This is a genomic window from Candidatus Pantoea bituminis, assembly GCF_018842675.1.
Classification (GTDB): Bacteria; Pseudomonadota; Gammaproteobacteria; order Enterobacterales; family Enterobacteriaceae; genus Pantoea; species Pantoea phytostimulans.
On record NZ_JAGTWO010000004.1, the window covers coordinates 3,265,155 to 3,284,368 of the forward strand.

Consider the following 19,214-nt stretch of genomic DNA (forward strand, 5'->3'; position numbering starts at 1 on the left):
TAAACCCGAATAAATCATTTATTCACTGCTTTGATCAGCGCTGCATTGCGAAGGGTCAAACACTGTTTTCCACTCTTTCTTCATATCGACGATGACCCAACCCTTTTGGGGTGCCAGTCTTAACCCGCTGATAAGCGTTCCACTGGCGGGCGGATGCGCGTCGTAAGCATATTCACGCGCAGCATCGGTGTGATGAACCAGTAAACCAAAGGTTTTGTAGGTCGGATTGGCGGAGGTGTACTGGAGCATCGGCACATCGCCGTCGCTGTTACCGAACGCACCGACCGGACGCCGCCCCATAAAGAGATGGATGGCGACCGGCTTCATCGCTTCATCATCGTAAAAGGCGCCGTTCATGGTTTTACGCAGCTGCGTACCGTTATCTGTCAGAGAGAACTCACTCAGCGAAAAGGAGCCGACAACCTGTTCGGGCGGGATGCCATACATTTTCTCGGCGAGTACGCGCATAAAATCGATGCCTCCTCCAGACACAATCCAGGTTTTGAAACCGTTATTCCGCAGATAATCCAGCAGCTGGCGCATCGGCTGATAGCCCAGCTGGTCATAACGGCAGCCGAAACGCGCATGACGATGATTATCGACCCAGTTGCTAACGCGCTGGCTAAATTCTTCCGTCGTCATGCCGCTATGCGTCAGAGCCATCAACTGCATCAACCCCTTTTTGCCCGACTGCATCACCACTTTCATATCGTTGTTTATTACCGCCTGCACTAAGGCATCGTTATTCCATTCCGGGTGTTGTGGGGCGAGGCGTTTGATTTCATCAATCACGAACTGCAACTGAAACGTCAGCGGCGCTTCCGGCCACAATGTGCCGTCATTATCAAACACCACATAACGCTGACTGACAGGAATGAAGTCTTTGCTGTTCGATGACGTGGTTTCCTTCACCCACGTTTCAATAGCCTGTTTTGCGTGGCCGTTATTCCAGGCACTGAGCGGATCGTCTGCCGCAAACGCCGAACCAAGATGAGCCGTAATCAGCAATGCCAGCAGGGGTTTTAATTTCATCATCTTTTCCTTTTGGTCGGAATGAGGTCAGGTAGCGGGACGATCCGCCAGTATTCACGCGTGCGCTGAACCAGCCGTTGCAGGCTCTGGCTAAGGAGGCGTCGGAAAAAGAAGCCCAGCAGCAGCAGCGCCAGCACGATCGCCGATCCCATCAGCAACGACTTCCAGTTGGTCGGGGCGCGGGCTTTCAACGCCTGTTCACTGCCAGCCGGACGCGCAGCGGCGATGGCGTAATGCGCACCGGGTAATTCAGCCAGTTGCCACTGATGCTGGCGTGTATCCCACCAACGTAAACGCAACGGTGGGATCACCAGTTCGCCGGACTGAGAGGGCAGATAACGCAGCCGTTCTTCACGCTGTGCGCCGACGATCTCATCTCGCCCTTGCGTCAGGTTGCTGTTTACCGGCGGCAAGCGTTGCGCACCGGAACCGGGAATGGCATACAGCAGTTGCGGGATTTGCACGGCAATCACATCGGTCGCGCGCACTATTACAACGCGCTCAATGACGTCACCGACATGTAACTGCTTATCCTCTGAGGCGCGGTAAAGTCGCCATTGCTGCGAAAGTTCAAGCCTGCTGGCTGGCAAGAAACGGTCTGGCTGACGCACATCGGCGGGCCAGCTGACCGACTTCTGCAGCACCGGCAGCGACACCGTTTTCGGCGGCTGATTCGCGGAACGCATCACTACATCTGTAGCAGGAAAACGCAGCTCGCCCTGATCCCACGCCATCACCTGACGTTCCATGCGGATGCCGCTCCAGCTGATACCGCCGCGATTACGTGTTACCAGTTGGTTGGGCAGCGGCGTGTTAAGCAAGTTACCGTTTTCAATGACCATTTCCGGCCATTGCGGCGGCGGATTAAACCAGCTGTCCGTCCAGAAGGTCACAGCAATCGTTACTGGCTGGCCCGGCACCAGTTGATCAGGAGCAACCAGTTCGCGCGTCATGGCCATTTCAGCCCGTACCGGCAGGCTTAGCAGCAACAGCAGACAAACGATAAGTCGCTTCATGGTGCCTCCGCCGGTGTGGAGCGGTAGAGATTTTCCAGCAAACCGCCGGGCGAAAGGGTGAGATTGCTGTACCACTGTTCAGCCGAGGGCGCAGCGCCCGCGATGGGCTTCATATCCAGCTGGTTCACGCCCTGATCGGGTTTGAGATCGTGTTTAATGGCGTCAGGATCTTCATCTTTCTGCTCATGCTGATCGGCCTGGCGGTCGCGTTCTTTTTGCCGCAGCTGCATGATGATATGCGCAATTTTCGCCCGGTTTTGCTGAGCCATTGCCCATTCGGGTCGTAAACTCAGCGCCTGATCGTAGCTGTGCAGCGCCTGCTGCCAGGATTTCTGTTGTGCGTAGCAGTTGCCTATCCACAACAGACTTTCAGGGGTGGCAGGAACCTGACGAAAAGCCCCCAGCGCCGAGACGTAATCCTGCGCGTAATAGAAGGCAATCCCCCGCCGCAACGGATCCTGAAAGCGTTGGGCGGCGGCTGCATAGTTACCGTGATTAAAGGCAAATTGTCCCTGCACGTCGGGGCGTATCCAGGCGTCCAGAAGTGCCGCTGAACTGGCGGGAGACCAGATCAGTAAGGGCAGCATCACGACAGCCAGGCAGAGCAGCTGCTGTCGCCAGAGCAGTAATAGCATCAGCATTGGGACGACCAACAGATAGCCGCTGTTCTTCCACTGCAAATCTTGCCGGCTGTTCTGCTGCGCCGTCACGCTTTGCTGAATATGTCCGCTGACCGCGCGTAGGTCATCATCTTCGACAGAGACCAGCGTCACCGGAATGCCGCCATCACGGATTTGCTCAAAGCGCGCGACATTGAGACGCGTATCGATGCCCTGCGACGCCTGCGCTTCCGGCAGTCTGCCGCCGTTTGCCGTGCCTACTACCCAGATCTGGAGAGGCAGATTTTGCTGCCGCAGCCACTCAACGTCCTGCTGTGCTACGTTATCAGCGACCAGTATCAGCGCGCGTGGGGCTTCAGGCGTTGCGGGCAGATTTTTAAGCGCAAGGGCGACCGCCTGACGCAGCCCGGAACCCTCACCCTGCGGCACCAGTGTCGGCTGTTGGGCCGTCAGGAACAGGTTATAAAAATCGGCATCATTGGTCAGCGGCGTGGTAAGCCAGGCATCAGCGCTGTAAACCACTAAACCAAAGTGGCTACCGGGCATTTGCGTCATCAGTGCGGTGATTTTCTGCTGCATGCGCTGATGGCGGTCAGGCGGCACATCCTGCGCCAGCATGCTGAGATCCTGCTGCATGATCACCATCACGTTGTTTTCGGGCGTGAATGCGGCGGGCAAGTCTCGTTGCCAGCTCGGACCGGCTAAAGCCAATACACCCAGGCAAAAGAGCCACGGCAGCACCTGTCGCGCCCGTACACGCTGACCTTTAATCAACGCGGCCGCAAAAGGCTTTTCCATGACACGATGCCAGGCACTTCCTGCATGCTGAGCCAAAAAATAGAGCAGCGGACAGAGCAGCAAACCCAGTAATCGCCAGGGATAGAGGAAATGGAAATCGCTCATGCACGTCGCCTCATCATTGTGCTGCTGATGGCAAACAGCAGTAATACGAGTAGCGCAAGGGCTAACGGCCAGACGAACAGCGGACGATGCCAGGATAAGCCCACTGTTTTAACCTGTTCCGGCGTTTGCGCATCAATTTGCTGCCAGACCTGCGCGAGTGCGTCGCGGTTGGTAGCGGCGCGCCAGGCGTTACCGCCGGTTATATGGGCAATGTTATCCAGCAGCGCCGTATCGACTTTATCTTCGCCGCTGCTGTTTACATCGCCAAAGGCGATGGTGTGCGCCATAACGTGATGCGCGGCTGCGAGCTGCGCGGCGAGCGTGGGTTGCAGTTGAGAGGCGGTGTCATTGCCATCTGTCAGCAGAATCGCCATTTTTGACGCGTCGGCTTCGAGGCTGTGATCCAGCAGTTTCACCGCCACGCCCAGTGCATCCCCCACCGCAGTTTGCTGACCAATCATGCCCGGTGCCAGCTGGCTGATACGCGCTTGAAGCGCCTGTTTGTCCTCGCTGATCGGCGCAAATGGCCACGCCTGGCTGGCAAAAATCACCAGACCGATGCGATCATTTTTGCGCTGGCTGATAAAAGTGCGCACCGTTTGCTGCACCGCCTGTAAGCGCGTCTGACCATTCTGCCCGTCGTTTTTCTCCATTGAACCGGAAACATCCAAAATCAGCACGATGTTGCGCATGGGTTTTATCACCGTTTTCGGCGGCATCAGGTATTCAGGCCGGGCCAGCGCAGCAATCATTAAAATCCATACTGTCCAGAACAGCAGCCGATGACGCCAACTGGCTTGTGGTGCTGGCGCCGAGAGTTGCAGGGCTTCAGCCAGTTCAGGTAAAAAAGGCACTCTCACCTGTTCACTCGTCGGCTGCTTTGCAGGGATCAGATAATGAGTAATCAGCGGTAAAAACAGCAGCACGCCCACCCATGGCCAGACAAAGTCGATCCGTGATAAAAACTCAGACATGAGGCAGCGTCTCCAGCCAGTGGCGTAACTGCTGTGAGATTCGCTGATTGATAGCGCTTTCGAGTTGATTATCTGGCTGACAGTAGCGACGACACATCAGCGCGCGCAGTTCTTCATCCAGCGGGGTCTGCGCCAGAAGTTGTTCCGGCGATTGCCACTGGCTGACCTGGGTGCGAGAGTGTTGCACCAGAAGCACCCGCTTAACCCATGTTATCCAGCCATCCACCTGCTGTTGAGCAAGGTGTTTTCGCGCTTCGCGCCGCCAGCGATTACGACGAAAGCGTGCGAGCCATATAAGCAGGGCAATGAACATCGCCAGTAACAGCATCACGCCGAGCACCGCCCAGCCTGCCGGTAACGGGAACCATGAGGCGGCTGCTGGCAGAGCAGGATGCGCCAGTTCCGGTGTGCTAAACCCTTTTGCCAGCATGCGCATCCTCCTGCTGTAGCTGCGGCAGAACTGCATTACCGGTCACGATAGTTTTCACCGTGATCCCCATTCGCTGTAACCGCCGTTGCTGCTGCGACAGACGCTCGGTTACGCTTTGCTGAATGCGATCGCTGAGGTGAGAAGTGAGATTGAGCGCGGTGCTTACGTCATGGTAATACGCCGCAAGTTGACCGTGCGGCGGCAGGCGGCGATGAAGATCATCAAGCGTGACATAGGCGGTAATTTCGCAGCGGCGACGCAGGTGAGCCAACACCGCATCGCAGCGTGTATCCAGATCGTGAAAATCACTGATGATCCCCAGCCAGCTACCGGAGGGCAGCAGGCGGACAATACGTTGCAACGCGTCTGACAGGGAGACGTTTTGTCGATGGTTTTGCGCATAATGCGCGGGAAGCTGAGCATTCATACGCTGAACGTCAGTAAGAATGGGCATCAGGTTGCGTTTCGGCGCACGGCAGGGATGCAGCGCCAGTTCATCATCACCCAATATCGCGCAGCCCAGTCGATCACCGTCATGCCAGCTTCGCCATGCCAGCAATCCGGCAATGTTTCCAGCGGCGACCGATTTCATCTGCAGGCGGGTACCGAAGTACATGTCCAGACGCTGATCCACAAGGATGAATACGGGTCGTTCGCGCTCCTCATTGTAGAGGCGGATCCACGGTGAGCGGAGGCGTGCTGTGGCCTTCCAGTCAATCAGCCTGACATCATCACCCGGCTGATAGCGACGTAAGCTATCGAAGTTCAGGCCGCGTCCCTGCTGGCGGGACACGCGCTCACCGGTTAATGCGCCGGGTGGGATTTGCCCCGGGGATTATCCAGTCGCTGTGCGTCACCTGCCAGCGCCATCAGGTCAGCCAGTTCAAGCGTCAACGGCTGCGGCATTACGCCACCACTGCGCTAAGAAGCATGGCAATCGCCTGATCGGGCGTGCAGTTGTCAGCGTTTGCCTGATAGCTCAGCAGCAGACGATGGCGCAGCACGGCCGGCGCGATGCGTTGAATATCTTCTGGCAACACCGCATCACGGCCATCCAACCACGCGCAGGCACGACCACAGCGATCCAAGGCAAGCGTGCCGCGCGGGCTGATGCCGAGGCTGATATAACCCGCAAAGACTTCGCTGACCTGATCGGGATGACGCGTCATTTCCACCAGATTGACGATGTACTGCTCTACGGTTGGCGCTACATAAACCGTGGCGATTTCACGCCAGCATTCGGCGATATCCTGTTGGCTTATCAGCAACGGGTCGGTTTCCGGTACAGGGTTTTCATGCTGAGCAGCCTGATATTTTGCCTGCTGCTCAGCGCGCACCAGTTGCATTACCCGCTGTTCATTCTCTTTCGACGGATAATCGACAATCACCTTCATCAGAAAACGGTCAAGCTGGGCTTCAGGTAAGGGCCAGGTACCTTCCTGATCCACCGGGTTTTGTGTCGCCAGCACCATGAATACTCCCGGCAGCGGCCAGGTTTTGCCTGCGACGGTCACGTGACGCTCTTCCATGGCCTCCAGCAGCGCCGACTGCACGCGAGCTGAGGCGCGGTTGATCTCATCGGCGAGGATGATATTGCCGAACACCGGGCCGGGGCGGAAGCGAAACTGATCTTCTTCCCGTGTGGCATTTTGCTGATAGATTTCGCTGCCGGTAATGTCTGAGGGCAGCAGGTCAGGCGTGAACTGAATACGACGGAATTCGCCTTCGATATGGCGAGCCAGTTCGCGCACCGCACGCGTTTTCGCCAAGCCCGGCAAGCCTTCCAGCAGCACATGACCGTCACACAATAAGGCCACGATCAGCATTCGCACCAGCTCCTGCTGTCCAATCACCTGCTTGTTCATACTGGCTTCCAGCGCCAGCAGCTTTTCACGATTATTCATTATGCAGGTTCCACCGTCTGACGTTTCAGCAGCGTCGCAATGCCAACCAGAATCGGCTGCGCATAGTTAAAAAGGCTTTGATACCGGGACAGAGATAATTCATTCCCAGCTCGCCTTCTTCGCTCCTGACGATGCGGTTTTTCGGGCATTCGCCATAACAGAGTTTCAGGTAAGGGCAGCGTTTGCAGGCAGCAGGTAGCGTATCCCGCTTACCTAAACCAAAGGCTTTTTGTCGCTCGGAAAAGGCCATGTGCGCCAGCTTGGTGCTCTGCACATTGCCTAATTTGTATTCGGGATAGACGTAGTGATCACAGGAAAAAATGTCGCCATTTTTCTCAATCGCCAGACCTTTGCCGCAAAACTCTGAGGTGATGCAAATCTGCGCGGGCATACCCATAGTTTGCGCCACAGCGGTTTCAAACAGATTGACCTGCACCCGACCTAAATCGTTGTTCACCCACTCCTCGAACACAGCAATCAGAAAGCGCCCCCAGTCATCGGGATCCACTGACCAGTCGGTGACAATGGAGTCAAGGTCGCCGGGGCGCGCGCGACGTGAACCGATGACCGGAATGGTGTCGTCGTGCCAGAACTGCGGTGCGGTTTGCTTGAAATCGACCGGCTCAACGCAGGGATTAAACTGGATGTAAGTAGCACCCAGTTCGCGCGTCAGAAAGCGGTAGACCTCCAGCGGGAAGCGCGCATTGGTGCGGTTGACGGTGACTAAGGCGTTGAAGGGAACATGATGGCGCTTTAACGCGGCAACGCCCGCCATCACTTTTTCAAAGTGGGTTTGCCGCTGCGCGTCACGCGGTAGCGATCGTGCAATTCAGCCGGCCCATCAATGGAAATGCCGACCAGGAAATTGTGCTGACGTAGAAAGCGCGCCCAGCTGTCATTAATCAGAATGCCGTTGGTCTGCAGATCGTTTTCAATACGCTGACCCGGTTTCTGATATTTCTTTTGTAGCACCACGATTTTTTCGAAGTACTCCAGCCCCATTAACGTGGGTTCGCCGCCTTGCCACGAGAACACCACCTGTTCGCCATCCTGGCTGTCGATGTACTGCCGGATGAAGGTTTCCAGCACCTCATCGCTCATGCCGCTGTGTCTGTCCTGTTCCAGAAGCTGTTCTTTGTGCAGATAAAAACAGTAGTTGCAGTCGATGTTGCAACGCGATCCAGTAGGTTTCGCCATCACATGAAAACGACGCGTGTAAGCAGGCCCTTTCCCACTGAACTTTTCCGCCGTAGGAAGGGGTTTAACCGGCAGGGTTGTACTGTATTTCATGAACGCCTCCTGAAAACCGGGTGAAAAATTTCACCCGGTGGTGTGGTCAGAGCATCAGTTGGTAGCCGGACTGCCTTCCTCAATAAGTTTCGACACATCAGAAACGGTGAATGAGCCCGGTTTCTGACGTGGCGGGAACTCTTTAAAGCTCTGTAGCATTTCAGTGGCATATTTCTGCGCACCGCCCAGCAGGAACAGACGATCATAGAACCAGTGGTTGTAATCCATGCCATCGGTGCCTTTTTCCAGCGGGTCGATTTTCAGGTCAAATATCAGCGGTACACGCAGTTTCACGAACGGGTATTTCCATACGTCCATACCTGAACGTTCCTGAATCATGAAGTGCGCTTTCCAGCGACCATAACGCATCGCCAACAGGTCGCCGTCATCACTCCAGTAGAAGAATTCTTTGCGCGGATCCTCCTGAGTTTTACCGGTGATGAAATCAAGTTGGTTATAACCATCCAGATGCACTTTGTAGGTCATGGCACTGGTTTTATAGCCTTTTAGTAACTGCTGTTTAATGTCCGGCACGCCCGCTGCAGCCACCAGCGTTGGGAACCAGTCATTACTGCCGATGATGTCGTTGATTAGCGTTCCGGGTTTAATATGTCCCGGCCATTTCACCATCGCAGGTACGCGGAAGCCGCCTTCCCAGCCTGTATTTTTCTCACCCCGGAACGGTGTGATACCGGCATCGGGCCAGGTGGCCGTCATCGGGCCGTTATCGGTGGTGTAAACAACAATGGTGTTGTCTTCTATGCCGAGATCTTTGATTTTCTTCAGCACTTCACCGACGATTTTGTCGTGCTCCACCATACCGTCGGCATAGTCACCTAAACCGGTCACGCCTTTATCGGACGGTTTAATGTGCGTTTTGTTATGCATACGTGTGGTGTTGTACCAGGTGAAGAACGGCTTGTTGGCTTTGACCTGCCGCTCCATAAAGTCGTTGTTCGCCGCCAGCGTTTCCTCATCGACGGTTTCCATACGCTTGGTATTCAGCGGGCCGGTATCCTCGATTTTCCCGTCCGCGCTGGACTTAATGACGCCACGCGGGCCGAATTGCTTCTTATATTCAGGATCTTTCGGGTAATCCGGGTTTTCTGGTTCTTCTTCCGCATTCAGGTGGTACAGGTTGCCCATAAACTCGTCGAAGCCATGTGCGGTAGGCAGAAACTCATTGCGATCGCCGAGGTGGTTTTTACCGAACTGACCGGTGGCATAACCCAACTGCTTGAGAACGCTGGCAATGGTCGGGTCTTCCTTTTGCAGCCCTTGCGGCGCACCAGGCATGCCGACCTTACTCATCCCGGTGCGGAATGGCATCTGACCGGTAATGAACGAAGAACGACCAGCCGTGGAACTCTGTTCCGCGTAATAAGAAGTGAACTTGGCACCTTCGGCCGCAATACTGTCGATATTGGGCGTTTGATAGCCCAGCATTCCCTGATTGTAGGTACTGACGTTCCAGTACCCGATGTCATCACCGAATATCACAACGATATTGGGCTTCTGATTATTTTGCTCCGGCGCCGTCGTGGTATTACTTGCCGGGGCTGCATAAGCGCTGGTCGCACAGCAGGCGACAGATAACATTGAGGCGAGCAGCGATTTGCAAAATGGCACTTTTGACATTTCTGTGCTCCAGATAAGTGGACTCTCGTAGGAAAGGCAAAGGGTTCGCCCGCCCGGTCAGATCGTTCGACATTAAGTTATGTGGTGTGCCTCCTTAGTGAGTCGGGTCAGAATGTCCGGCTGTAATTGATGCCAAAAAAGTAGAGAGCAGGATTGTCATAACGCCCTTTAATCAGCGGAGAGGAGACGTGTGAGGAAGCGATGTGCGCGTATTCGAAGGCGCCGCCGATGCTGCTGGCAGGATCAAGTTGGTAACGCGCACCCACGCCCCAGCGCCAGGTATCGCCGGACGGCATCGTCAGAGAGGTATCCTGCTGGCTGCGGTAAAAGCTGCTGTCGAAGGCAACGCCGGTATTCAGTGTCCAGTCAGAAGTGAGTTTGAATTGTGTGCCCAGTGCGAGGTGCCAGGTATCACGTAGACGCCCGTTGTCACCCACCTGATTGCCTGCCACGGTTATTTCACTGTTGCCGTAATCGCTCCAGTCCTGCCATCCCGCATCACCCATTACAGCCCAACGTTCATTCAGCTGATGGAAAAGGCTGAGCATGATCTGCTGCGGGGTATTGACGGTGGCCGCGATGGGTAATGTCCAGGAAGGGGAATTATTGAGCTGGTCAAGCCGGACAGTGTTGTTAACGTTGAAGTGATAATTTGTCCGGCTGGTATAGGTTAATCCGGCACGCGTCTGCGGGTTAAACTGCCACAGCGCACCCACTTTTCCGTTGAGCGCCCAGTCATGGTCGGACAGTTCATCGCCACGAGCGCGCTTTATTTTCAGCAGGCCATAGTTAATACCCACCCCTGCCCCTAGCGAAAATGCATCGTTGAGTTGCCAGGCCAGCGCGGGCATCAGGGTAACCGCCAGGAGCGTGCTGTCCTTGATTAGGTTTTCCCCGGCCCAGTCGCCGAAATGCAGGCCGAGGCCGTAGTTGCCATAAAATCCTAATCCGGCACTCACGGTTGGGCTGATCCGTTGCGTGTAAAAAGCGCTGCCGCCGGGAAACCAGCCAATGACATTACCGGGGCTGTTGCCGCTGAGTTGTGCATCATCGTCCAGGCGGTAAGGGGCATCGCCATACAGTGCCTGCGCACCAACCGTGAGCATTTTGTCAGGCAACCTTGTCATGCCCGCAGGATTGGTAAAGAGCGTTGAGGCATCCTGCGCACGCGCCGCCTGACCTGCACCGGCCAGACCTATATCATCAGTACCAATTTCATATAGATAAAGTCCACTTGCGCATGCTGATGAGATATTAAATAAAATGGCCAAAGCTATTATTTTGCGCATGGGACTTTCTCTTAAACAGGGTTAAGAACAGGCGATCACACTCGTCCAATAATTTTTCAAAAATTCCTCGATCACTAAAGTTAAGACGGTTAGTGGGTAGTAGGGAATTTGAATTATCTCTGGCAGCAAAACAAAAAATCATCCAAGTAGAGAAAGGCCCGTGCAGTTTAAGAATTAAACATAACCCGAGGATAAGACTGTTTTATTTACATTTTGATATTTAACTTAGTCACAATTTGAATTTCAGCAACATCAATGTAAGGAATTAGTAAGTCTCTTCACAATTCTTTGAATAAAATCAAAGTTATAAACTGACAAGATTCATGAGTACCAAACATCTCTTATTTGCTTGAATTCACAGCATTTATAAATAGGTAATAATTGTTTTATAAATAAAAACTAAAAATAAAAAAGCTTAAAATCAATCAGTTATAACAAACCGAGTGTTTGCTGTTTTTTTCGGAATTTCGCCATTAGGAACATTCTTACTGATGTTAAGAAAATTTGGAGCTGTAAGGGATTTGTAATAAAGAGATAGGTCACCTTTAATCCACCATCCATGTATGGTGACATGCTCAGTTAGACTGAATGAATCTCATACCCCGCAGTAAAGATGCCAGTTGAGTAATAATATTTATTTATTTGCTTTAAACGAAACCTCGGCTAATCATTTCATAGCATTTAAAGATGTCTTTCCTTTCAGATCATAAGGGTGAAATAATGAGAAAAATTTCGGTTAGCATGATAGCTCTGGCCTTAACAACTCTGATGTGCTCATCTGCTTTTGCTGCAAAAGAGATCACTAAAGAAGAGGCAAAACAGTATGAGAAAGTGGGTGAAGTCAGCACAACCAAAGAATACACTGCGCCATCAGATGCTATGAAAGATATTTCACAGAAAGCTGATGAGTTGGGTGGGAAGTATTTTGTTATTACTTCAGGTAACGAAGGTGACAAAATTCGTGGCACCGCAACCGTTTATAAATAGTATTTTGTGATGCCCTGGAATACAGGGCATTAACTATTTTGAAAAACGTATGTATGTATATCATTCATAACGGAAATCATTCCGCGAAAATATCAAGTTCATGCCAGAATCGGGCATATTGAGTATCACAATGTACGGTTATGAATCTATTATCGCACCTGGCGAGTGGGCAGCTACTCTATAACATCACCTCCCCACTGTTTACCTTGGTAGCCATTAGATAATTCAAAACCGAATGACTAAGAAAGTCATCACGCAGCCTTCAGTTTGTTGAACGTCCAGAGCTGAATTGCTGAAAATTCTCTTTCATCGCAACGCTTCATAGCTTCGGCAATTAATTTTCTGCCCAATCTACTGCCTCCGCAGCCGCTGACCAAGTCTCACTCTTCATCAGGGCTTTCAGCGTGTCTGCCGCAGCCTGATTCTTACCTGCCAGATCGCTTAAAGCCTGATTACAGTAGCCATCACCAACGGCGCAAGCTGTCAGCGCCATCGTCTCATCAGCACCATAATCTGTCGTACCTAATACCGCATCGCCGGTATCTGCCGCCGCACCGATAATGCTGTTAACGATAGAAGAGAGAGTACCTTCACCCAGCTTGTCTCTGACCTGGTTTTTCAGGGTGTTCGCGGTCTGTTTAACCGTTTCCCGCGCCTTGTCACCACTCAGCGAGTTATTCTCCACGCCAACTTTAGGGGGCGGTTCACTGTGGCTGGGATTGTTTACAAATTAATAAATGACTACATGCTTAAATGTTTCGGTAATAAAAAAACCAGAGAACAAAACCTATAGGTATACATAGTAGACTCAGTTTAAAACTCAAAAATGCAAGATTAATGATAATTTTTTGCCATTCCGTCCATGTTGTCCCTATATCTAATTGCAGCCATGATAAAAATACAAACATGACAAAAAGACTAAAAAACAAAGACAGCCCCACATACAAAGATAAGATAAATAATCTTGCTATATGTTTTTTAATCATCATTTTTGCCTGCTTTATTAATCTCGGACAATCCGCTGATTGTTGACTCACTAGTTCCACTACCAACAATATTACCAACCAAGTTAGGTACGGGATTCACTGCTACTGGTTTTGTTATCGTCCATACCCCTGTCGGCACCCATTCATACTGTTTTGATATTGGATTTAGCTTTTTATCAAACGGTATCTTAATAACATTACCCGTAGCATAACCGGCCGATGCGCCCGCCTTACTCAGCAACGCCGCCATAAACGGATCATCGCCTTTGATTTCTGCCTGGTAATAGCCGCCTGCCGCATCATTTTAATTTGCGCATCCAGGCACAGCTCACCATGGTTTATACGCGCCATTATATTAGACCGGCAGGTCGCTCTGTGAGAAATGCTAGCCAGAGCTTGCTGGCGTGGAATACTCCAACGATCACGGTATTCAAATGCGGACATCTGATGGGCTTTTCTAAGGTGCGGAGCCAAAAATCAAAACATTTCCCGCACTCAAGACACTGAACTTTTTCTGACGATTTTTTCATTTCCCAATCTCGATGCTTGCCCATCACAGCGAGCATTTATCTGCGATTCTTTCAGTTACTCCGGATACAGAGAGAAATCCCGGCTTGGCGACCGGAGATTTAACTCAAATAATCAGGTTTGTCACTTATGGCTGGTACTCTTCAGATTCCCAGGTAAAACGCGATTATCAAAGATAATCTTCAGGAATGTTTTTTAACTGCTGATGTAGCATCCAATTATCTGGTATCGATTTTGTTGTGTTCCATTTGGCTCCGTTAGTTAGCCACTTCTCGCGATATCGTCTAATCCCGCTCAACGTTGCATCCTCATATCCAAACTCAACACCACAACAATCGCATATATCAAAAGTTGCACTTTTACCGTCATCCCCCCAAGGGGATCTAATTGCTCAAGTCCGCACACTCGACATAAATAAATCTCATTTTTATTGCGCATTGAAATAATCCAAATTTGTATCAAAACCATGATCCGCAGGATTTGGTCTGAACATAGTTCGAGGAAAATCATCCGTTCGTTTTACTGCAAATGTATTAGTCGATGGATTGTAATATACAGTTGTTTAGTTTAAAAACATACTTAGCGTACGTTTTCGTACGGTTGGGCTTCAGACCCCGGAATTTACGGTCAACGCCCGGATACATCTGCTGAGCGATATATTCGCCCATCGCCCCGCCGCTTGTGCTATCCATTAGGCTCCTGCCGATCAGCTGGTTGCCGACAATCTACAGTTGTCCACCGATGATAGCGAATACGCCGTTGTCCAGTTGTGCATTATCGGCATCGGCCGCGGAGGTTATTTTACCGCTGCGGCTTTGTTGTCTGCAATAATACCGGGCGCGTTATTAGACGCCAATAAAATAAAATCCTGCCGCAACAGTCGGGACTTATGATGATGTTACTAATGAATATTAATCTACATGGCGATAACCAAAAATGTCCGGGCAGATATTTTTAATATTCCAGCCATGAATTAACGCCGGTTTTTTATGATGATCATTTATTTTTTCAATGGTTACATCATTAACTCCTTGTTTATCAATCAATTTCACCAATACATTGGACAATAGAGCATATCTAACACCAGATTCAGGTATAAAACTGCGGTAAACAAACTTACCTGGCTCTTGATATCCAATTACATAATTCTCACCCGCTTTAATGGTATATTCAAATGCATGGGAATCTGAACCTTTAACAAAGAGGTTTCGGGTTAATAAACGTCGCTCTTTTTTCTCATAACAACCTTCATTAGTGAGCGAGAAAGTGTAAATTGAATAGTTATATCCATCATCCTTTACGTAAAGTACGGCGGAGTCAGCTCCATGATAATTTTTAAACTTAGGATACAATGAATTAAGTCCTGTGCAAGATGCAAGCAGTGGGATGGTCGAAACAATACACATTAACTTAATGGTTGACGGTAAATTCTTTTTTAGATAGTAAGTCTTCATTTAAAAACTCCTTTTTTATAAAATACTGATAAAAATGTTATAAAGAGCCCCGCAAAGCCGGCCAGCAGCTCATTGCGATGTGCGTACATTTTGGCCGAACAGGCCTTCGCGCCCAGCCCGGCACAGTTCTGCGCCTTAAGGCTTTGTTCTCGATAATGTTGCTGAGTGCATTATTGCTCTACAGCAAAAACCCCGGTCAACTGGCCGGGGTTTTTCAACGTTATACTGTTAGTAAATTTCTTAATTCACCCATTGAATCAATAAGATAAGATTCATAATAGCTTAATGGTTCATTTCTATCTAAAGCAACAGCATATACTTGCTCTAATGTGAACCAATGGGTATGAAAGTCTGTTTTCCACTCATTATCTGAAAACTGTAAACACTCAAACAAGCCTTCCAGTTTGTTTATCACATCACTTAATGAGATCTTTTCCGCATCATACGCTTTCAAAATACCCCGCATTAATTCAAGTTGTCTTAAGTCATAATCAGTTAACGCTATATTACCTAGTCTACTCATTGCTTTATGATTCCAAAATCAACAGTTACAACTCGCCCGGATTTTTCATTAACAATTACCGTTAAGTTATTGGTCTTATCATGATAGGCCGTAGTACCTGGTACTTTACCCTTTACTGCATTTTCCGGTTTAATCGCATTATCAACGACAGTGGGCGTAATCCCTTGTTTCTGCATTCGATCAAGAGAATGCCCTGAGAACTCTCTGTTACCAATAATTGTTGGTTTGTTAATCCCATCAGGAACTATTAAGGGGTTACCCTTCGAACCAGTTGGGGTTTTTGCTGATATCTCGCTACTGGCCTTATTGATCAAGCTAGACGCCTCAGCAAGATCACCTTTCCTCAGCGCCGCTTCTGCCCCCTTGATGGCCTTACCTGCAACATCGCCCGCGCCGGGTATCAACCCGACCACTGCCGCCAGATAATCTATCGCCCCCTGTGCTTCCGCAAAACTCTTGATATCGCCGACGACCGGAGCGAAATCCAGCCCGAATCCGCCAAAGCCGGCCAGCAGCTCATTGCGATGCGCGTCCATTTTAGCCGAACAGGCCTCCGCGCCCAGCCCGGCACAGTTCTGCGCCTTAAACTCTTCCACTGCGGCTTTCAGGTGATTCTGCGCGCTCTGATACTTTTCTTCCTGCGACACGCCCGAGGCTTGGTTCTCGATAATGTCGCTGAGTGCGTTGTTCTCCACCGCATTCTTACCGGCCTGCGCCCCCGCAACGGCGTCTGCCGTGCTGTCTCCCGCCAGGCCGCCCGCAAGTCCCGCCGCCAGCGAGCCCAGCACGCTGACCGTTTGCTTCTGCGATTCCGTCAGGTCTTCCGGCCGCACACCCGGATACCCGCTTAAAATTCTCCAGCGCCTGCTCAATATCGCGCAGGTTGAGAATATCACCTGGACGGGCCGGAACGGCGTTCCAGAGTCTTGCACGGTATGAGACAGGTCCGTTAAAGCGTACCTGCTCAATGCGGCCGGGCTGCAGTACCAGCGTAAAGGTTCCTCGGGTGAGGTCCTGCTCCTGCGCCATTATCCGTGTGGTAACGTATCCCTGTTCCAGTATGGCGTTCTGGACTTTGTTGATCGCAAGCAGGATCCCCTGCGATCCTAAACAGTGTCCTTCCGCATTTTTCACAGCGTCGAGCGCCCACTGAAAACCACTGGCTTCGTCCCCCTCCAGCACAAAGGTGTTTATTCTGAAACACGGGGATTCATTGTTGGGATAATCGGGCAGTGTGGTTTCAGGCAGGAAAGCCGGATATCGGTTTGCGGGGTATTCTGCTGCTGTAAAATCCGTTCCCGTTCCTGATGCCGGATTTGCTCCTGGGCATCAATGGCGCTCGCGCCGGAGGAGAAGGTCGGTGGCAGTATATTCGCTAACGGAGCGGCAGACAGTTGCACGGGTCCAGGCGGCTCTGCTACGGCAGCGGAGACTGAAGATACCCCATTCCCCAGAATAAAGAGCGCAGCATACCGCCACGCCTGCTTCCTGCATGCGTACATACTCTCATCCTTGATATTGTTTAAAGTAATTTGACGTAGCTAAAAATTAATTAGCATTAAAAAATGATTTTCGCTCATCCTGCTTGTGAGTGTGAAAAATCAAGCAATATTAATAAGCATAATCATATTGCTCGCAAAATGTAGTCCTAAGAAAGTGAGGTCATCTTGCAGTATTAAAATGACTGCAAAATTCAGCCATAAATGCAACTTTATATGAAAACGCCTTTCCCACTTCTAGCGTCATCTATATCCAAATCTACAAATATAATCATGGCTGAGAATACTTTCCCATTTCATTCAGGCCACATCTATGAGCCTAGTCTTGATTTTTCCTATTTTCTCGATGTGCCTTTCATTTTGCCGCGCTAAATTAAGGGGAATTTTAATTATAATTCTGGGAGCCACCCCGCTATTTTAAGATAATTAAATGTAATAAGAATTTTGGAACCTAGATTTTCATATTGAGCACTGGATAAATGGCCCTTTAAACATGTCTTTAAAAACGATTATTCCAGTAGAACAAGCGGAGCGAATTTATTGAGAGTTTTAACTGGCGCTTTCGCGATGAACGTTATGATAAGTACTGATGCAGCGACATGATTCACGCCAAGATAGTCACAGTGACTGGATCCAAACCTATAACGAATACGGGCCAAATTCAGCACTGATTTATCAAATTCCATGCGATTTTGCAGCAAAGTGTAAAAATGATTTATTTGCAAATAAGGAAAGTCAACATCATTAATTGAACCCTGCAAAGTCGCTATAAGGATTCTGTATGCGATTACTAACAATCTTGTTTGACCGAAACGGGAATCCAAAGCCTTACCTCATGAATCGCCACGGATAATCTAGACACTTCTGAGCCGTTGATAATATTGATTTTCATATTCCGTCGGTGGCATCTGATCACTCGAACCATGCCGACGCTTGCTGTTATAAAACATTTCGATGTAATCAAAAATATCGCTGCGTGCTTCTTCCCGTGTTCCGTAGATCTTTTTCTTTATCCGTTCACGCTTCAGTAGCTGGAAAAAGCTTTCTGCAACTGCATTGTCGTGACAGTTACCACGACGGCTCATACTGCCCTCCAGTCCGTGTGATTTCAGGAACGACTGCCACTCATGGCTTGTGTACTGACTACCTTGATCAGAATGAACCAACACCTGCTTTTGGGGATTACGTCGCCACACGGCCATCAAAAGCGCATTCAGAACAATATTTTTTGTCATCCGGGGTTGCATTAACCAGCCGATAACTTTGCGCGAGAACAGGTCTACAACTACGACCAGATACAGCCAGCCTTCGTGGGTTCGGATATAGGTTATGTCCGTTACCCAACGTTCATCCGGTGCTTCCGGGTTGAACTGCCGCTGGAGTCTGTTGGGTGTCACGATACTGACTTCACCTTTACGCGCTCGTGGGCTTCGATACCCGACCTGAGCCTTTATCCCGGCACGCTTCATCAGCCGCCAGCCCCGGTTAATCCCGCATTGTTGCCCTCTATCTCGCAGGTCGAAATGGATCTTGCGATAGCCATAAACGCATCGCCTAATCTGAGAGGAGGCTAAAAAAACACACATTGGTCATTTACTCGCCTCCGTTCAATAGATACTCTATTTACAGGGATTTACAACAACATAAGGAAAAAGAACATGGCAATTCCAGGCAATATGTGGATTTACGATGATGGTGGCGCACTCATTAAAGGTGGCTGTGACGTAGCAGGAAGGGAATTCAGCATTGAGTTCAAAGGATTTCACCATAACCTCTCAATCCCCACTGATAACGCCACAGGTAAACCTACAGGAACCCGCCAACACTCACCTATGCTCATTGTTAAAGAGTTCGACTATTCAAGTCCATACCTATATAAAGCCGTTGCCACGGGTCAGAACCTGAAATCCGCTGAAATAAAATGGTATAAAATCAACGATGCTGGTCAGGAAGTAGAATATTTCAACATGCTGCTCGAAGGTGTTCGGATTGTCTCAATATCTCCAACAATGGCATCGCCAGAAGACAAAAATAACAACCACCTTGAATCTGTTGAGTTGCGTTATGAAAAGATCACTTGGAAGCACTGTGACGGAAACATAATCTACGCTGACGCATGGAATGACCGGCAGACCGCATAA

General features: G+C 50.3%; 15 protein-coding genes and 4 pseudogenes. 2 read left to right on the top strand and 17 right to left on the bottom strand.

Going from position 1 to position 19,214, the window contains the following annotated elements:
* Positions 1-18: 18 nt before the first annotated feature.
* The 10 genes and pseudogenes from KQP84_RS19190 to KQP84_RS19235 all read right to left on the bottom strand — a co-directional run bounded on the left by KQP84_RS19190 (position 19) and on the right by KQP84_RS19235 (position 11,096).
* Positions 19-1,032, bottom strand: a complete 1,014-nt coding sequence (locus tag KQP84_RS19190) for an HAD family hydrolase (RefSeq protein ID WP_215848345.1) — start codon at positions 1,030-1,032, stop codon at positions 19-21.
* A complete protein-coding gene (locus KQP84_RS19195) occupies positions 1,032-2,048 on the bottom strand; it encodes a BatD family protein (RefSeq protein ID WP_215847732.1) in 1,017 nt (338 codons plus the stop codon). The genes KQP84_RS19190 and KQP84_RS19195 overlap by 1 nt, the downstream gene beginning before the upstream one ends.
* Positions 2,045-3,571, bottom strand: a complete 1,527-nt coding sequence (locus KQP84_RS19200) for a vWA domain-containing protein (RefSeq protein WP_215847733.1) — start codon at positions 3,569-3,571, stop codon at positions 2,045-2,047. The genes KQP84_RS19195 and KQP84_RS19200 overlap by 4 nt, the downstream gene beginning before the upstream one ends.
* Positions 3,568-4,545 carry a VWA domain-containing protein gene (locus KQP84_RS19205; RefSeq protein WP_215847734.1) on the bottom strand — a complete coding sequence of 326 codons (978 nt, stop codon included), beginning with the start codon at positions 4,543-4,545 and terminating at the stop codon, positions 3,568-3,570. The genes KQP84_RS19200 and KQP84_RS19205 overlap by 4 nt, the downstream gene beginning before the upstream one ends.
* The gene (locus tag KQP84_RS19210) at positions 4,538-4,975 is read right to left on the bottom strand and encodes a DUF4381 family protein (RefSeq protein WP_215847735.1); all 438 of its coding nucleotides are present in this window, start codon (positions 4,973-4,975) and stop codon (positions 4,538-4,540) included. Before KQP84_RS19210 ends, KQP84_RS19205 begins: the two co-directional genes overlap by 8 nt.
* Complete coding sequence (locus KQP84_RS19215) at positions 4,956-5,768, bottom strand: DUF58 domain-containing protein (RefSeq protein ID WP_370661489.1); 813 nt, start codon at positions 5,766-5,768, stop codon at positions 4,956-4,958. Before KQP84_RS19215 ends, KQP84_RS19210 begins: the two co-directional genes overlap by 20 nt.
* A 112-nt stretch (positions 5,769-5,880) precedes the next feature.
* On the bottom strand, positions 5,881-6,879 hold the full coding sequence (locus KQP84_RS19220; RefSeq protein WP_215847736.1) for an AAA family ATPase: 999 nt from the start codon (positions 6,877-6,879) through the stop codon (positions 5,881-5,883).
* Positions 6,879-8,169 (bottom strand): annotated as a pseudogene (locus KQP84_RS19225) (anaerobic sulfatase maturase). The gene KQP84_RS19220 and the pseudogene KQP84_RS19225 overlap by 1 nt, the downstream one beginning before the upstream one ends.
* Positions 8,170-8,223: 54 nt before the next feature.
* Positions 8,224-9,807, bottom strand: coding sequence for an arylsulfatase (locus KQP84_RS19230; protein WP_215847737.1), 1,584 nt, complete (start codon positions 9,805-9,807; stop codon positions 8,224-8,226).
* A gap of 107 nt (positions 9,808-9,914) precedes the next feature.
* Entirely contained in the window at positions 9,915-11,096 is a 1,182-nt protein-coding gene (locus KQP84_RS19235) for an OmpP1/FadL family transporter (RefSeq protein ID WP_215847738.1), read from the bottom strand.
* Positions 11,097-11,816: 720 nt separating this feature from the next.
* On the opposite strand from KQP84_RS19235, the gene KQP84_RS19240 reads away from it, so the two are divergent.
* Positions 11,817-12,083: a YdgH/BhsA/McbA-like domain containing protein gene (locus KQP84_RS19240; protein WP_215847739.1), complete on the top strand. Its 267-nt coding sequence runs from the start codon at positions 11,817-11,819 to the stop codon at positions 12,081-12,083.
* Positions 12,084-12,417: 334 nt separating this feature from the next.
* Here KQP84_RS19240 and KQP84_RS19245 read toward each other — a convergent pair whose 3' ends face one another.
* The 7 genes and pseudogenes from KQP84_RS19245 to KQP84_RS19270 form a co-directional block, all read right to left on the bottom strand.
* A complete protein-coding gene (locus tag KQP84_RS19245) occupies positions 12,418-12,768 on the bottom strand; it encodes a hypothetical protein (protein WP_252515311.1) in 351 nt (116 codons plus the stop codon).
* Between the two features lie 293 nt (positions 12,769-13,061).
* Entirely contained in the window at positions 13,062-13,319 is a 258-nt protein-coding gene (locus tag KQP84_RS19250; RefSeq protein WP_215847740.1) for an adenylate cyclase, read from the bottom strand.
* Between the two features lie 1,189 nt (positions 13,320-14,508).
* Positions 14,509-15,051, bottom strand: coding sequence for a hypothetical protein (locus KQP84_RS19255; protein ID WP_215847741.1), 543 nt, complete (start codon positions 15,049-15,051; stop codon positions 14,509-14,511).
* A 220-nt stretch (positions 15,052-15,271) separates the two neighbouring features.
* A complete protein-coding gene (locus KQP84_RS19260) occupies positions 15,272-15,574 on the bottom strand; it encodes a hypothetical protein (RefSeq protein WP_215847742.1) in 303 nt (100 codons plus the stop codon).
* Positions 15,571-16,416, bottom strand: a pseudogene (locus KQP84_RS25855) (VENN motif pre-toxin domain-containing protein); the annotation flags it as partial. The gene KQP84_RS19260 and the pseudogene KQP84_RS25855, both read right to left, overlap by 4 nt.
* A pseudogene (locus KQP84_RS26420) lies at positions 16,400-16,974 on the bottom strand (POTRA domain-containing protein); the annotation flags it as partial. The pseudogenes KQP84_RS26420 and KQP84_RS25855, both read right to left, overlap by 17 nt.
* 953 nt (positions 16,975-17,927) lie before the next feature.
* A pseudogene (locus KQP84_RS19270) lies at positions 17,928-18,620 on the bottom strand (IS3 family transposase); the annotation flags it as partial.
* A gap of 111 nt (positions 18,621-18,731) precedes the next feature.
* On the opposite strand from KQP84_RS19270, the gene KQP84_RS19275 reads away from it, so the two are divergent.
* Positions 18,732-19,214: an Hcp family type VI secretion system effector gene (locus tag KQP84_RS19275; RefSeq protein WP_050128328.1), complete on the top strand. Its 483-nt coding sequence runs from the start codon at positions 18,732-18,734 to the stop codon at positions 19,212-19,214.

Coding starts and splice junctions, on each gene's coding strand:
- KQP84_RS19190 (WP_215848345.1), bottom strand. CDS start 1,032: ATGAAATTAAAACCCCTGCTGGCATTGCTGATTACGGCTCATCTTGGT.
- KQP84_RS19195 (WP_215847732.1), bottom strand. CDS start 2,048: ATGAAGCGACTTATCGTTTGTCTGCTGTTGCTGCTAAGCCTGCCGGTA.
- KQP84_RS19200 (WP_215847733.1), bottom strand. CDS start 3,571: ATGAGCGATTTCCATTTCCTCTATCCCTGGCGATTACTGGGTTTGCTG.
- KQP84_RS19205 (WP_215847734.1), bottom strand. CDS start 4,545: ATGTCTGAGTTTTTATCACGGATCGACTTTGTCTGGCCATGGGTGGGC.
- KQP84_RS19210 (WP_215847735.1), bottom strand. CDS start 4,975: ATGCTGGCAAAAGGGTTTAGCACACCGGAACTGGCGCATCCTGCTCTG.
- KQP84_RS19220 (WP_215847736.1), bottom strand. CDS start 6,879: ATGAATAATCGTGAAAAGCTGCTGGCGCTGGAAGCCAGTATGAACAAG.
- KQP84_RS19230 (WP_215847737.1), bottom strand. CDS start 9,807: ATGTCAAAAGTGCCATTTTGCAAATCGCTGCTCGCCTCAATGTTATCT.
- KQP84_RS19235 (WP_215847738.1), bottom strand. CDS start 11,096: ATGCGCAAAATAATAGCTTTGGCCATTTTATTTAATATCTCATCAGCA.
- KQP84_RS19240 (WP_215847739.1), top strand. CDS start 11,817: ATGAGAAAAATTTCGGTTAGCATGATAGCTCTGGCCTTAACAACTCTG.
- KQP84_RS19250 (WP_215847740.1), bottom strand. CDS start 13,319: ATGGCGGCGTTGCTGAGTAAGGCGGGCGCATCGGCCGGTTATGCTACG.
- KQP84_RS19255 (WP_215847741.1), bottom strand. CDS start 15,051: ATGAAGACTTACTATCTAAAAAAGAATTTACCGTCAACCATTAAGTTA.
- KQP84_RS19260 (WP_215847742.1), bottom strand. CDS start 15,574: ATGAGTAGACTAGGTAATATAGCGTTAACTGATTATGACTTAAGACAA.
- KQP84_RS19275 (WP_050128328.1), top strand. CDS start 18,732: ATGGCAATTCCAGGCAATATGTGGATTTACGATGATGGTGGCGCACTC.